This window comes from Mycobacteriales bacterium, assembly GCA_035533475.1.
Lineage (GTDB): Bacteria > Actinomycetota > Actinomycetes > DATLTS01 > DATLTS01 > DATLTS01.
In genome coordinates this window covers 1-14,240 of sequence record DATLTS010000028.1, presented here as the reverse complement: position 1 = coordinate 14,240, position 14,240 = coordinate 1, and the positions used below count along the sequence as shown (strand labels likewise).

Sequence of the window (14,240 nt, the reverse complement as noted above, 5' to 3'; positions counted from 1 at the left end):
GATGACGGTCACCGCCGGCAACCCCGACCTCGTCGACACCGACCCGACCGCGCTCGCGCGGGCGACGCTGGCCGCGGCGGTGACCCGGCTGCTGGCCGAGCAGGATCCGGCCGGGTGGTGGAAGGGCGAGCTGGAGACCAACGTCACCATGGACGCCGAGGACCTGCTGCTGCGGGAGTTCCTCGGCATCCGCGGCCCCGCGGTGACCGAGGAGGCGGCCCGGTGGATCCGCTCCCAGCAACGCGGCGACGGCACCTGGGCGAACTTCTTCGGCGGGCCCGGCGAGCTGTCCACGACCGTCGAGGCCTGGGTTGCGCTGCGCCTGGCCGGGGACCGGGCCGACGAGCCGCACATGCGCGAGGCCGCGGGCTGGGTGCGGGCCCACGGCGGCGTCGAATCCAGCCGGGTGTTCACCCGGCTGTGGCTGGCGCTGTTCGGCATGTGGTCGTGGGAGGAGCTGCCGAACCTTCCGCCCGAGCTGGTGTTCGCACCACGCTGGTTCCCGTGCAACGTCTACGACTGGGCCTGCTGGGCCCGGCAGACCCTGGTGCCGCTCACGATCGTGGCCACCCTGCGACCCCGCCGCGACCTGCCGTTCGGCATCGACGAGCTCCGCACCGGGGCACCGGCGCCGCCCGCCGCGCGGCTGCTGACCTGGGCCGGGGTGTTCCAGCGGCTGGACCGGCTGCTGCACGGTTACGGCCGGCACCCGCTGGCCGGGCTGCGCCGGCGGGCGATGCGCCGCGGCGTCGAATGGATCCTGGCCCGGCAGGAGGCCGACGGCTCCTGGGGCGGCATCCAGCCGCCGTGGGTGTACTCGATCCTCGCGCTGCACCTGATGGGATACCCGCTCGACTCCGGCCCGGTCGCCGCCGGGCTCGCCGGCCTGGACGGTTTCGTCGTCCGGGAACCGACGCCGGCCGGCGCGGTCCGCCGCCTCGAGGCGTGCCAGTCACCGGTGTGGGACACCGGGCTGGCGCTGACCGCCCTCCTCGACGCCGGGCTCGGACCGGCGCGCCCGGAGCTGCGGCGTGGCGCCGACTGGCTGCTCGGCGAGCAGATCCGGGTGCGCGGCGACTGGTCGGTGCGCCGGCCCTCGCTCGAGCCGGGCGGCTGGGCGTTCGAGTTCGCCAACGACGCCTACCCCGACATCGACGACACCGCCGAGGTCGTGCTGGCGTTGCGGCGGGTGGCGCATCCGGAGCCGGAACGGCTGGCCGCGGCGATCGAGCGGGGGGTCCGCTGGGTCACCGGCATGCAGTCCCGCTGCGGCGGGTGGGGCGCCTTCGACGCCGACAACACCAGGGCGCTGGCCAAGAAGCTGCCGTTCGCCGACTTCGGCGCGGTGATCGACCCGCCGTCCGCCGACGTCACCGCGCACGTCGTGGAGATGCTCGCCGCGCACGGGCACGCCGGCACCCGGGCGTGCCGGCGCGGGGTCGCGTGGCTCCGCGCCGCGCAGGAGCCCGACGGATCCTGGTTCGGCCGGTGGGGCGGCAACTACGTGTACGGCATCGGCGCCGTGGTGCCCGCGCTGGTCGCGGCCGGCGTCGCCACCGACGACGCCGGCATCCGCCGCGCCGTCGCCTGGCTGCACCGCCACCACAACGGCGACGGCGGGTGGGGCGAAGACCTGCGCTCCTACGTCGACCCCAGCTGGGCGGGCCGGGGGACCTCCACCCCGTCGCAGACGGCGTGGGCGCTGCTCGCTTTGCTCGCGGCCGGCGAACGCGGTCCGGAGCTCGACCGGGGGGTCGAGTGGCTGGCCGGCGCCCAGCGCGCGGACGGCGGCTGGGACGAGCCGCAGTTCACCGGCACCGGCTTCCCCGGCGACTTCTACATCAACTACCACCTCTACCGGCTGGTCTTCCCGGTCAGCGCCCTCGGCCGCTACCTGCGCAGCGTCGAGCATGGCTGAGCTGACGGTCTGCACCCCGCTGCGGGTCGAGCAGCTGGCGGTGCGCCGGGCGGTCCGGGCCCGGGTCGTGCGCACCGGGTACGGACCGGGCCGCACCGCCCGCGCGGTGGCGGGCCTCGACGGCGACGGGCCGATCGCGGTGCTCGGCGTCGCGGGCGGCGTGGCCGCCGGGTGCCGGGTCGGGGACGTCGTCGTCGCCAGCGAGGTGCGGGGCGGGCGGGGTGCCGTCGAGTGCCCGAGCGCACCGCTGCTGGCCGGCGCGCTGCGCCGCGCCGGGTTCCGCGTGCACCTCGGGCCGATCGCGACGCAGCCGACGCTGGCCCGCGGCGGGGACCGCGCCCGGCTCGCGGCGGCCGGTGTCGTCGCCGTGGACCTGGAGTCCGCCGTGCTCGCCGAATGGGCCGGGGCGCGGCCGTTCGTCGCCGTGCGGGTCGTCTCGGACACCGCCGCGGAGCCGCTGCTCCGCCCGGCGGTCCTGCGCCAAGGGGTCCGGGCGCTGCGCACCCTCTCCCGCGCCGCCGCGGTCGTCGAGGACTGGGCGGCCGCGACCGGGCCGCGGCAGATCCGCCTCGCCGCGCCGCGCTCGTTCTGCGCCGGCGTCGAGCGGGCCATCGACATCGTCGAGCGCGCCCTCGACCGGTACGGGGCGCCGATCTACGTGCGCCGCCAGATCGTGCACAACGCGCACATCGTCGCCGCCCTCACCCGCCGCGGTGCGGTGTTCGTCACCGAGCTCGACGAGGTGCCGGAAGGGGCCCGGGTGATCTTCGCCGCGCATGGCGTGACCCCGCTCGTGCGGGCCGCGGCACGTGCCCGCGGGCTTTCGGTCATCGACGCGACCTGCCCGCTGGTGGCCAAGGTGCACAACGAGGTGCGCCGCTACGCGGCCGCGGACGCGACGGTGTTCCTGATCGGCCACCGCGACCATGAGGAGGTCGTCGGTACCGTCGGCGAGGCGCCGGGCCGGGTGGTTGTCGTTGAAGATGAAGAGGAGGCGGCGCGGGTCGGCGCGGACGATCCGGACAACGTCGCCTACGTCATGCAGACCACGCTCGCCGTGGACGAGGCGCAGCGGATCGCCGGCCGGCTGCGGCACCGCTTCCCGGCGCTGCTCGCCCCGCGCAGCGACGACATCTGCTACGCGACCAGCAACCGGCAGCTCGCCGTGCGGGACCTCGCCGCCGACACCGACCTGGTCCTCGTCGTCGGGTCGACCAACTCCTCGAACTCCCGGCGGCTCGTCGAGGTCGCGGCGCGGGCCGGGGTGCCCGCCCACCTCGTCGAGGACGCCAGCGGGGTGGCGCCGGCCTGGCTGGTCGGTGCGCGGCGGATCGGGATCACCGCAGGCGCCTCCGCCCCGGCGTACCTCGTCGAGGAGCTTGTTCGCGCGCTGTCCGGGCTCGGGCCGACCGAGGTCCACGAGATCCGGTCGGTCGACGAGAACGTGACCTTCACCCTGCCCCGGGAAGTGAGCTGACCATGTCCATGCCGCTGCGCCAGAACCTCCGCCTCGGTGCGTACCTGCTGGCCCAGAAGATCCGCGGCCGGGAGAAGTTCCCGCTCGTCATGGAGCTGGAGCCGCTGTTCGCGTGCAACCTCGAATGCGCCGGCTGCGGCAAGATCCAGCAGCCGCACACCCTGCTCAAACAGCGGATGCCGGTCGAGCAGGCGGTAGCCGCGGTGGCGGAGTGCCGGGCGCCGATCGTGTCGATCGCCGGCGGCGAGCCGCTGATGCACCCGCAGATCGACGAGATCGTCCGGCAGCTCCTCGCCCGGAAAAAGATCGTCCTGCTGTGCACGAACGCGGTGCTGCTGCCGCGGCACCTGCACCGGTTCCGCCCGCACCGCAACTTCGCGTGGATGGTGCACATCGACGGGCTGCGGGAGCGTCACGACGAGTCGGTGTGCAAGGACGGGGTCTTCGACCAGGCCGTCGAGGCGGTCCGCCAAGCCAAGGCCGCCGGCTTCCGGGTCATGTCGAACACCACCTTCTTCAGCACCGACACCGCGCAGGACGTCATCGCCGTGCTCGACTTCCTCAACGACGAGCTCGGCGTCGACAACATGCAGATCTCCCCGGGCTACGCGTACGAGAAGGCGCCGGACCAGGAGCACTTCCTCGGCGTCGAGGACACCCGCCGGCTGTTCCGGGAGGCGTTCGGCGCCGGGCGGCGCCGGCGGTGGCGGCTCAACCACTCCCCGCTTTTCCTCGACTTCCTCGAGGGCAAGCGCGACTTCGCCTGCACGCCGTGGGGGATCCCGTCCTACTCGCTGCTCGGGTGGCAGCAGCCGTGTTACCTGCTCGCCGACGGCTACGCGCCGTCCTGGCAGAGCCTGCTCGACACCACCGACTGGGACGCGTTCGGCCGCGGCAAGGATCCGCGCTGCGCCAACTGCATGGCGCACTGCGGCTACGAACCCAGCGCGGTGCTGGCCACGGTGGGTTCCCTCCGCGAGTCGCTGCGGGCCGCCGTCAGGTCGTGAACCTGCCCGCGCGGTCAGCCGAACCGGCGGGCCAGCTCCCGGTACAGCCCGGGCGCGAGGGCGCGGAACCGGGGAGCGACCGCCAACCAGCGCGGGACGATCGTGCGCTCCCGCCCGAGCTCGACCGCGCGCACGATCGCCGCGGCGATCACCTCGGGGCCGACCGGTCGCGGGAACCTCCGCTGGTAGGGCTCGCCGCGCCCGTCGAAGAACCCGGTGGACACCACGGTGGGCGCGACGGTCGACACCGCGACGCCGCTGCCGCGCAGTTCCTCGCGGAGCGTCTCGGCGAACGCCTCCAGCCCGGCCTTCGTCGCGGAGTAGGCCGCCTCCCGGGTGACGGGCACCAGACCGGCGATGGAGGAGACGAACACCAGGGCGCCGCCGCCCTGGGCGCGGATCGGCGTGACCGCCGCCCGGGCCAGCAGGATCGGGGCCCGCAGGTTGATGTCGACCAGGTCGCAGATCCGGCTCTCCGTCATGTCCGCGACCTCACCGGCGTGGCCGACGCCGGCGTTGGCGACCGCGACGTCCAGCCGGCCGTACCGGTCCAGAGCGTGCCGGACCAGGTCCGCGGCGTGCGAGGGGACCCGGGCGTCGGCGACCACCCAGTCCCCGCCGACCTCGGCGGCGAGCTTGGCCAGGTCCGGTTCGCCCAGCCCCGCGGCGACGACGCGAGTCCCGCGCCCGGCTAGCGCCCGGACGGTCGCCCGGCCGACGCCGTGACCCGCGCCGGTGACGATCGCGACCTTCCCCACCAGATCCACCGGGTCATTGTGTCCGGCCCGGCTTCCGCCGCCTGAGTGCCGGCCACCGCCGTGACTACACTGCGTTCCCGTGGGCTTCGACCTTCCGGCCATGCTCGCTGGGCAGCTCGACGAGGGCCAACGGCTGCATGCGGAGCACCTCAACCCGCAGCTTTCGAAGATGCTGCATGCGATCGGCTTCGACCGGGTGTTCCGCCGCGGCGAGGGCGCGCATCTGTGGGACGCGGCGGGCGAGCGCTACCTCGACTTCCTGTCCGGCTTCGGGGTGCACGCCGTCGGGCGCAACCATCCCGTCGTCCGGCAGGCGCTGCACCAGATCCTCGACGCCGAGCTGGCCGACCTGGTGCAGTTCGACGCGCCAGCGCTCCCCGGGGTGCTCGCCGAGCAGCTCCTCGCCCGCGCCCCCGGCATGGACCGCGTCTATTTCTGCAACAGCGGCACCGAGGCGGTCGAGGCGGCCCTGAAGTTCGCCCGGTGCGCGACCGGGAAGCCGCGCGTGCTGTTCTGCGACCACGCCTACCACGGGCTCACCCTCGGCTCGCTGTCGGTCAACGGGGCCCCCGAGTTCCGCGAGGGGTTCGCTCCGCTGCTGCCCGACACCCAGATCCCGTTCGGCGATCTCGACGCCCTCGACCGGGAGCTCCGCCGGGGCGACGTGGCGGCGTTCCTCGTCGAACCGATCCAGGGCAAGGGGGTGAACATCCCCCCGGCCGGCTTCCTGACCGCGGCCCAGGCACTGGTCCGGGAGCACGGCGCCTTGCTGATCGCCGACGAGGTGCAGACCGGGCTCGGCCGGACCGGGCGCTGGTTCGCCTATCAGCACGAGAACGTGCAGCCGGACATCGTCACGGTCGCAAAGGCGCTGTCCGGGGGCTTCGTGCCGGTCGGCGCGACGATGGCCCGAGCCGGCATCTTCGAGCGGGTGTACTCCTCCCTCGACCGGGTCTTCGTCCACGCGTCGACCTTCGCCGGCAACGCGTTGGCCATGGCCGCGGGACTCGCGACCATCTCGGTCATCGAGGACGAAGGCCTGATCGCCAACGCGAACGCCCGCGGCGGCGAGCTCGTCGACGGGCTGCGCGCCCTGGCCGCGAGCCACCCGTCGATCGCCGACGTGCGGGGCCGCGGGTTGATGATCGGCATCGAGTTCGGCACGCCGCGCACCGTTCGCGGCAAGGCCATGTGGACCACGCTCAACGCCGCCCGGCCCGGACTGTTCGCGCAGATGGTGGTCGTGCCGCTGTTCACCCAGCACCGGGTCCTGACCCAGGTCGCGGGCGATCACATGGCGGTCATCAAGCTGCTGCCGCCGCTGACGATCACCAGCGAGGATGCGCGGGAGTTCCTCGCCGCCTTCGCCTCGGTGATGCAGACCGCCGAGCGCCCCGGCGGGCTCGCCCTGGATTTCGGCAAGACCCTCATCAAGCAGGCGCTGCACCGGTAGCCGCCCCGCGCGGCCGGCGGCGGCCGTTCCCGGAGACCCCACCGGTGCCGGTGCCGCTGCCGGGCGGGCCTTTGCCCCGGCCTTTGCCGCGGCCGTTTCCGGGGGTGCCTCCGTTGCCGACGCCGTTGTCGGCCGGGGCGGGACTCGCGGCCGGAGGGGTGGGGCTCGGCGTTGCGGTGGTCGGCGGGCGGCCTGCCGCGGACGGGGAGCCGACTGCGGCCGCCGGCGTCGGTCGTGCGGGGCGGGGGCGCGCGCCTTCGGCGGGCTGGGCGGGCTGACTTGACGCTGCCCGAAGTTGTGCGTCGAGGGTCTTCAGTCTGTCGGTGAGCCGGGTGAGGGTGGTGGCGGGGGCCCGCACCTGAGCCAGCAGATGTCGAGCTGCGGCGAGGTCGGCGGTGGCGAGGCTCAGCTGACCTTGTGCCAGGGCGCGTTGGGTGGCGTCGAGCAGCAGGTCGACTGCCCGCGCCGTGGCATGTGGCGCGGCCGGCCGCCGGGCGGGTCCGCCGGTGAGCAGCTGATGCAACGGGTAGAGGAAGCTTCCCGGGGCAGCGGTGACCGCTGCCGCGGCGAGCCCGCCACTGCCGAGGGCGATCGCCGCGGCTGCTGCGACGGCGACACCGTGGCGGCCGAGGCGCGCGGGCCGTCGCCGGGTGGAGCGGATCGGGAAGGGCCCGGCGGGGGATCCGGATCCAAGCCGCGCGGCGGGCAAGGCCTCGGATGCGGCGCGCAGTGCGGCGAGCAGGGCGGCCGCTCGGTCCGTTCGGGCGGTGGGCTCGGCGCGGCCGAGTGCGTCGAGGAGCAGGTCGTCGCGCCGGATGGCGTCGCTGGGGTGATCGGCCGCGTCGCGCAGGGCGGCGAGAAGCCGGACCGCCCGGTCGGGATCCCGGGGCTGTTCGCCGGCGGCCAGCAGGTCGAGCAGCTGCGCATCGTGTTCGACGGCCGCCGGGTCGACCGGGGCGTGTTCCGGGCCCGCGTCGCCGCGGCCGGGCCGCGGCCATCTGGTCATGGTCGGTCCGGGCCGGCTATTCGGCGGAGCATGGCCAGGGCCCGGTGCTGGGCCACCCGCAGTGCTCCGGGTGTGGTGTCCAGGATGGCGGCGGTTTCCTCGGCGGACAGCCCGGCGACGACCCGCAGCAGCAGGATTTCGCGCTGTTCGGCCGGGAGCTGCTCGAGCAGTGCGTGGGCTTGGACGGCGTCGCTCTCGCTGAGTGCGGCGTCTTCGGGGCCCGGCGAGTCGTCGGCCCGGTCGGGAACCTCGCCGACCGGGATCGGACGTCGGGCGGCGCCGCGCATGGCGTCAGCGACCTTGTTCGCCGCGATGGCGAACACGAACGCGGTGAACGGTCGCCCCTCGTCGCGGAACTGCGGTACCGCGGCCAGCACCGCCGCGCAGGTCTCCTGAACGGCGTCGTCGGCGGCGTCACCCGGGTCGGCGAACGTGCCGAGCCGGGCTCGGCAGTAGCGGGCAAGGGCGGGTCGGAGGTGTTCGAGGAGGAGGCCCGCGGCGGCCAGATCGCGGGCCGAGGCGCGGCGGCCCAGCTCGGCGAGTTCCGCCTGTTCGATCAGCGGGCTCACCCATCCTTCGTGTCGGGCCGCGGGGCGTCCGTCCCCCGCCCGCAGGCCGGGGGGCGCGGTGCGATCAGTGTGCCGTGGGTGGCGGCGCAGCCCCATGGGCGGCCCGGACCCTGATCGGGGCCGCAGTCGCCGCTCCGGTAGGGGCGGCCCGCACATCCGTCCTCCCAACACTCATCATCGACGAGGGAATCGACACCACCGCCCCCGGTCCGGTCACCCGATCGGCGCAACCCGCCCGGGACCGCGACACGCCGAGGCGGAGGCTGACTGTAACGGAACCACTACACCCAGCGATATAACTTTTTAGGGCTCAAGGGGCTGCGCGGCCGTGCCGATTCGTCGGGAGTGGGCACCCAAGGCGAGCGGAGGGCGGCCGGGCGCGGTTGGCGCCCGCCGGGCGGCCGGTCCGGCCCCGACCATACGGGCGAGCGCGGATTCACCCTCGTCGAGATGCTGGTCGCGATCACGCTGATCGGTCTGATCATGATGGCGTTGACCTCGTTCTTCATCGCTGGCATGGCCACAACGAATCGGATGCGGCTGCGGGAGGTCGCCTCCGTGCTCGGCGACCAGGCGATGGAACGCGCTCGGGGGCTGCCCCCGTCCGCGCTGGTCACCGGCCGGGACCAGGCCAGCGTCAACGCCCAATGGGCGCACCCGGAGCCGGGCGTGGTGCTCAACGACATGGCCGAAGCATGGGATCCGACCGCGGCCAGCGGCACGGGCGCGTCGGCGGCGCTGCCGACGAGCCCGGTCGCCCAGACCGCCGACAGCGTCAGCTTCGGACTCAACTGGTACGTCGGCGAGTGCTGGCAGCCCCTCGGCGGCGGCGCCTGCACGGCCAGCGACACCCCCGGCTACGTCCAGCTGTACCGGGCGGTCGTCGCGGTCACCTGGAACAGCTTCGGCTGCGGGTCGTCGGTTTGCTCGTACGTGAGCACCAGCCTGCTCGACGCCGGCAAGGACTCGATCTTCAACGTCAACACCAAACCGAACCCCAGCCCCTCACCGAGCCCCAGCCCCTCGCCGAGCCCCAGCCCGTCGCCGAGCCCCAGCCCGACGTGCAAGAAGCACTGCGGGGGTGGCTGATGGGCACGCGCCGCGCCCGGCGCTGGCCGGGGGAACAGCCGGCAGGCGACGAGGGGTTCACGCTGATCGAGCTGCTCGTCTCCATGATCATACTGTCGATCTTCATGGGCGTCGTGACCGACGCGGTCGTGCAGATGAGCCGTGGCACGCTCAAGGTCGAGGCGATCAATGCGTCAGCTGACCAGCTCGACACCGCCTTCCTGCGGCTGGACAAGGAGATCCGCTACGCCGCCGCGATCAACCCACCCGGCCAGGTCGGCGCGGACTGGTACGTCGAGTTCCAGTCCACCTACACCGGGGCCCCGGTGTGCACCCAGCTCCGGCTCGATGGTGCCAGCCAGCAGCTCCAGCAGCGCACCTGGGCCGAGAACGTCTCGCCGGTGAGCCCATCGCCCTGGCAGGCGCTGGCCTTCCACGTGGTGAACAACCCGGCCACCCAACCGCCGTTCACGTTCAGCCCGACCGACGCGACGTTCCTCCACCAGCAGCTCAAGATCTACCTGCTCGACACCACCGGACCGGGCTCGTCGGCGACGACCTCGGTCACGTCGATCACCTTCTCGGCGCTCAACGCCTCGCCCACCGCCGTGACCAACACGTCCGGCCAGCTGGTCTGCACGGAGGTGGCGAGGTCATGACGGCATGCCTGCGGCCAGGGTCGCCGGTCGGTTGGGTCCGGAACCGGCTCCCCACGGGCGGCCGGGACGACACCGGGTCGATCATGCTGGTCTTCTTCGTCCTGCTGGTGGCGGTCGCCCTGAGCACAATCGTGCTCGCGGTTGTGCTCAACCAGGCGCTGGCCACCAGACTCGACGGCAAGCGCGTGCACACCCTGCACGCCGCTGAGGCCGGGCTTGACGTCGCGCTCGGGCAGATTCGGGCCGCGACCACCGGAGGGGGCAGCGGGGTGCTCTCGGAGCTCCCGTGCGGGCCCCTGTCCGGCGCGGTCGACGCGGCCGGCTCCGCCAGCTACCAGGTCACGGTCACCTACTACGGTGAGGATCCCAGCGGCCAGTCCCCGTCCTGGCTGGCGAGCAACCAGATCCCGTGCAGCCCGGGCGCGGGGCCCGCTGCCGTGGCCGGCTACGCGCGGATCGTCTCTGCCGGCAGCAGCGCCGCGGCCAGCGGGTTCTCGCCAGCCACCGGGAACCGGACCCTGCAGACCGTCTACGTTTTCCAGACCACCAACGCGAACATCCCGGGCGGCGAGATCGCCATCTACAACGACGGCAACCCCGGCTACCAGCCGCTCTGCTTCGACGCCGGATCCGCAGATCCCGCACCCGGTGCGTTGCTTCAGGTGCAGCCCTGCAGCACCAGCAGCCCGCCGGCCGCCTCGCAGGTCTTCGCCTACCAATCCGACCTGTCGATCGTGCTCAGCTCAACCGAGAGCCTCACCCAGCCGATGTGCCTCGACGGCCCGTACAGCGGAGGCAGCCACACCTCCGGGGAGGACGTCGTGTTCCAACCGTGCACCGGGGTCGAGGTCGGTGGCACGGTCACCCCCGAACAGCAGTTCGCCTACAACGATGTCGGCGGCTACCAGACGGCCACCGACTACAGCAACCGGTCCAACGCGAACGTCGACAACTTCTGCCTCATGCTGCAGAGTTACGACACCCCCAGCAGCAACGTGGTCCTGGCCACCGGATCGCGATCGAACCCTCGCCAGTCCTTCGACGCCTGCGGCGGGCCCTTCAACGGGTCGACCACCTGGAACCCCGCCACCTCGGTCGGGGCCGGCGACGCCGACACGAGCCCGGGAACCTTGAGCTCGACCCCGCAGCAGATCGTCAACTACGCCCAATTCGGCCGGTGTATCGACCTCACCAACGCCACCGTTACCGACAACGGTCCGCCGAGCCAAACAACCTGGGGCAACGGCGGGTTCTTCATCCTCTACCCGTGCAAGCAGAACCCGAACCCGGCCAACGTGCGGTGGAACCAGAAGCTCGCGGCGAGCCCGTCCGGGTACACCAACGAGCTGGTGATGACCGACGGGTCGGGGCAGCCCTACTGCCTGATCAGCCCGCTCACCTCCACCGGTGCCGAGGCGACGATCGCCACGATGCAGCCCCCATACCCGAACTCCACCACCACCGGCGCCTGCGCCCCCGGACCGGTGTCTGCGACCAGCAATCAGCAGTACGACTGGACCTACACCGGCAACACCGGTGACTACCGGACCAGCTATCAGCTCCAGGACGCCAACGGCAACTGTCTCGACATCGGGCCGCAGCAGACCCCGCCCGGATCGACCGCCCCCTGGTCGACCCTCGTGGTCGACCCCTGCACCAGCTCGCTGAACGAGAAGTGGCAAGCCCCACCGAACCTGATCCCCTCCCAGCTAGTCAACACCCAGGAGCAATGATCGGCGGTTGGCGCTGTGCTGATATCTGAAGGTCCGATGGCTAGGGACGGTCGATCTTGTCGGTCGCGACCAGTTGGACCGCAACTTCGCGTCTGATTCCTGGCCGTCAGCAGGTCCCTGGTGCCGTCCCCCCGGGCGACCGATCGTCCCCGTCGCCACAGGTAACGCCGGCGCGTTACCAACTCACCCAGGACACGTCGGGTCCGCATCCGGGCTTTCCGTTGCCTGCGGGGCTAGAGGGCCACCCGCGAGCTGTCCCGTGTCGCCTGGCGATGATTCCAGCATCGTCAGGCACGTGTGCGATGGTGAAGCCCGTCACTGCCATGCCCGTTCCCACCGAATTCCGTGCGTCATACACTGCTTTCAAGATCCTCTGGGCCCCGCCCACCCGGCGCTAAAGATCGTCAACGGGGTTGCGTTCGCCCTGCTCAGGGGAGCCGGATTGCATTTCCGAGCGGGCCAGTGGGGAATCCCGCATCGCTAGCCGTCCCGGTCTCCGACCCGGTGCGGCCAGTCAATCTAATCTGAGTCCCCCGGGGGCCGGAGGCGCTGGACCAGTTGCGCGATGCGGCCGCGGGTGAGGCGCGTGGCCTGCGCGATCTGGGCGTAACTGTGACCCTCGCTGGCCAGGGCGAGGATGGCAGCGTCGCGAATTGCCGCGACGGCGCGCTCGTCAGCGCGGAGCTCGTCGAGCAGGCGGGTGGCTGCGGCGAGCTTGGTGGCGGGGTCGCGGATGGCCCGGAGCGTCTCTAGGCGGCGGCCGAGGCTGATCTGCCGGGCGCGCGGCGACCCATCGGTTCGGGTGGAGGCAGTGGCCACGCCTGCGATGCTGGTCCGCGACGGCTGAACAGGTGTGGGTTCGCGGAAAACCATCCCTTCGAGCTATCAGAAGTCGGACCTGCCCGACATCACACGACTGGCAGCTATCCGCGGCGTGTGTAGCGCGGTATACAGACAGGGTGGCAGCCCCGTCCCACGAACCCGACCGGACCGGTACCGGGCGGCCCCCGCTGCGCGGGCTCGCTGCGGTGGTCTCCCAGGCCGATATCCGCCGGGCGATCAACGCCGACGAGCTCGTGCTGCACTACCAGCCGATCGTCGAGTTGGCCAGCGGCCGGCCGCGTGGGGTCGAGGCGCTGCTGCGGTGGGCCCATCCTGACGGGGGGCTGCTCCCACCCGATGACTTCCTGCCCGCACTCGCCCAGGCGCCGGTGATGCCCGAGGTGACCAGCTGGGTGCTGCGCACCGCCTGCGCCGCGGCGGCCCGCTGGCCGGACTGGACCATGTCGGTCAACGTCACAGCCCGGGACGTGGCCCGCGCGGCGCTCGTCGCCGACGTCGCCGAAGCGCTCAGCGCCGCCGCCACCGCCGCCGAGCGTCTGGTCCTGGAGCTGACCGAGACCGCGCTGGTTCAGGACCTGCCGCGGGCCGCCGGCACTCTCGGCCGAATACGTGCCCTCGGCGCCGGGGTCGCACTCGACGATTTCGGCACCGGCTACTCCTCCATGCTCTACCTGCGCGACCTTCCGGTCACCGAGGTCAAGATCGATCACGCCTTCATGCCCCGGCTCGAGACCCACGCCGACGACCGGGCGATCGTGACCAGCCTGCTCACCCTCGCCCGCACCGTCGGGCTGACCGCCGTCGCCGAAGGCGTCGAGTCCGTCGGCCAAGCGGATCTGCTCGGTTCGCTCGGCTGCCCGTTGGCGCAGGGCTATCTGTGGAGCCGACCGGTGCCAGCCGAGGATTTGGACGGTCTGTACCGGGACGGGATCAGCGCACCGCAATCCGCCGGGTCGCGCCCGGGGAACCCCCCCGATGGCCGCCCCGGGGACCGCGCGCACGAACTGCTCGCCCAAGGGGCCTCCTTGCATACCATCGCCGCAGCCCTCAACGCGGCCGGCTACCGCACCGACCGGGACACCCGATGGCACCCGGTCAGCGTCGCGCACCTGATCAACGACACCGCCAGGCCCGCTCCCAGCGGGGACCGTCGCTTACGGGGGTCCACCGCAGCTCACCCGCCGCAGTGGCAGGAGTCCGCCCACCGTCGGGGTCCCCGTGCCACTCGGAAGGTCGATCCCCTCCGCGAGCTGGGCTTCCGCCCCTCGAGATGATCCCGTGTGCTCCTGTCGTTGGTCTACGTATGCGCGCTGGCAGAACACCTCGCTCTGCTCGCTGCGTGACGTGTGTCTGACTTAATGTCGCAAGATCGCGTTTGATCAGCCAATCTCGTGGGGGTCCGGGACGACTTTCCTTGACTGTCCGTGGCCATGGACAGTCCTTACCTGACGTGGCTCCGCAGGTCAGGCCGGGAGGTGCGTGGATCCAGTCGAGGCACAGGCTGCGGCGATGACGATCACGCTCACCCGATCATCTCGTTCGCGCTCAAACCGGGGGCGTTGGCCGCACACTACGTTGCCGGGTAGCGATCCCATTAACCATGTTTCCGAGTAACTACTCAGTCATCCCGACCCTCGGGGACGCCGCTGTGGCGTGAAAACGGTGGGCAGCTGATCCGCCGTTCGGGTGCGTAGCGCGGGCTGTGGTTGCCGGTGCCGAGCGTGCGGACCGACGCGGAGCGTCCTCGGG

Annotated in this window: 12 protein-coding genes; 8 read left to right on the top strand and 4 right to left on the bottom strand. The window is 72.4% G+C overall.

The window, feature by feature from the left end:
- Position 1 precedes the first annotated feature (1 nt).
- Genes shc through hpnH form a run of 3 tightly spaced genes read left to right on the top strand, consistent with a single transcriptional unit; the run spans position 2 to position 4,402 of the window.
- Entirely contained in the window at positions 2–1,918 is a 1,917-nt protein-coding gene (shc, locus tag VNG13_06095) for a squalene--hopene cyclase (GenBank protein ID HVA60092.1), read from the top strand.
- Entirely contained in the window at positions 1,911–3,395 is a 1,485-nt protein-coding gene (gene ispH / locus VNG13_06090) for a 4-hydroxy-3-methylbut-2-enyl diphosphate reductase (GenBank protein HVA60091.1), read from the top strand. The genes shc and ispH overlap by 8 nt, the downstream gene beginning before the upstream one ends.
- 2 nt (positions 3,396–3,397) lie before the next feature.
- Entirely contained in the window at positions 3,398–4,402 is a 1,005-nt protein-coding gene (gene hpnH, locus VNG13_06085; GenBank protein ID HVA60090.1) for an adenosyl-hopene transferase HpnH, read from the top strand.
- 14 nt (positions 4,403–4,416) lie between these two features.
- Here hpnH and VNG13_06080 read toward each other — a convergent pair whose 3' ends face one another.
- Entirely contained in the window at positions 4,417–5,169 is a 753-nt protein-coding gene (locus tag VNG13_06080) for an SDR family NAD(P)-dependent oxidoreductase (protein ID HVA60089.1), read from the bottom strand.
- A 70-nt stretch (positions 5,170–5,239) separates the two neighbouring features.
- On the opposite strand from VNG13_06080, the gene VNG13_06075 reads away from it, so the two are divergent.
- Entirely contained in the window at positions 5,240–6,613 is a 1,374-nt protein-coding gene (locus VNG13_06075) for an aspartate aminotransferase family protein (protein HVA60088.1), read from the top strand.
- Here the strand turns inward: VNG13_06075 and VNG13_06070 are convergent.
- Positions 6,591–7,619: a hypothetical protein gene (locus VNG13_06070; protein HVA60087.1), complete on the bottom strand. Its 1,029-nt coding sequence runs from the start codon at positions 7,617–7,619 to the stop codon at positions 6,591–6,593. The genes VNG13_06075 and VNG13_06070 overlap by 23 nt on opposite strands.
- Complete coding sequence (gene shbA, locus VNG13_06065; protein ID HVA60086.1) at positions 7,616–8,188, bottom strand: RNA polymerase sigma factor ShbA; 573 nt, start codon at positions 8,186–8,188, stop codon at positions 7,616–7,618. Before shbA ends, VNG13_06070 begins: the two co-directional genes overlap by 4 nt.
- A 345-nt stretch (positions 8,189–8,533) precedes the next feature.
- Between shbA and VNG13_06060 the strand changes: the two genes are divergently transcribed.
- The 3 genes from VNG13_06060 to VNG13_06050 are packed head-to-tail and all read left to right on the top strand — an operon-like array spanning position 8,534 to position 11,648.
- Positions 8,534–9,277 carry a type II secretion system protein gene (locus VNG13_06060; GenBank protein HVA60085.1) on the top strand — a complete coding sequence of 248 codons (744 nt, stop codon included), beginning with the start codon at positions 8,534–8,536 and terminating at the stop codon, positions 9,275–9,277.
- On the top strand, positions 9,277–9,915 hold the full coding sequence (locus tag VNG13_06055) for a prepilin-type N-terminal cleavage/methylation domain-containing protein (protein ID HVA60084.1): 639 nt from the start codon (positions 9,277–9,279) through the stop codon (positions 9,913–9,915). Before VNG13_06060 ends, VNG13_06055 begins: the two co-directional genes overlap by 1 nt.
- The gene (locus tag VNG13_06050; protein HVA60083.1) at positions 9,912–11,648 is read left to right on the top strand and encodes a hypothetical protein; all 1,737 of its coding nucleotides are present in this window, start codon (positions 9,912–9,914) and stop codon (positions 11,646–11,648) included. The genes VNG13_06055 and VNG13_06050 overlap by 4 nt, the downstream gene beginning before the upstream one ends.
- Positions 11,649–12,167: 519 nt before the next feature.
- Here the strand turns inward: VNG13_06050 and VNG13_06045 are convergent.
- Positions 12,168–12,467, bottom strand: a complete 300-nt coding sequence (locus VNG13_06045) for a hypothetical protein (protein HVA60082.1) — start codon at positions 12,465–12,467, stop codon at positions 12,168–12,170.
- Positions 12,468–12,607: 140 nt separating this feature from the next.
- On the opposite strand from VNG13_06045, the gene VNG13_06040 reads away from it, so the two are divergent.
- Positions 12,608–13,765, top strand: coding sequence for an EAL domain-containing protein (locus VNG13_06040; protein ID HVA60081.1), 1,158 nt, complete (start codon positions 12,608–12,610; stop codon positions 13,763–13,765).
- Positions 13,766–14,240: the final 475 nt, after the last annotated feature.

Bases quoted from the DNA above. Each gene is read 5' to 3' on its own strand.
- shc (HVA60092.1), top strand. From the start codon at position 2: ATGACGGTCACCGCCGGCAACCCCGACCTCGTCGACACCGACCCGACC.
- ispH (HVA60091.1), top strand. From the start codon at position 1,911: ATGGCTGAGCTGACGGTCTGCACCCCGCTGCGGGTCGAGCAGCTGGCG.
- hpnH (HVA60090.1), top strand. From the start codon at position 3,398: ATGTCCATGCCGCTGCGCCAGAACCTCCGCCTCGGTGCGTACCTGCTG.
- VNG13_06070 (HVA60087.1), bottom strand. From the start codon at position 7,619: ATGACCAGATGGCCGCGGCCCGGCCGCGGCGACGCGGGCCCGGAACAC.
- VNG13_06055 (HVA60084.1), top strand. From the start codon at position 9,277: ATGGGCACGCGCCGCGCCCGGCGCTGGCCGGGGGAACAGCCGGCAGGC.
- VNG13_06050 (HVA60083.1), top strand. From the start codon at position 9,912: ATGACGGCATGCCTGCGGCCAGGGTCGCCGGTCGGTTGGGTCCGGAAC.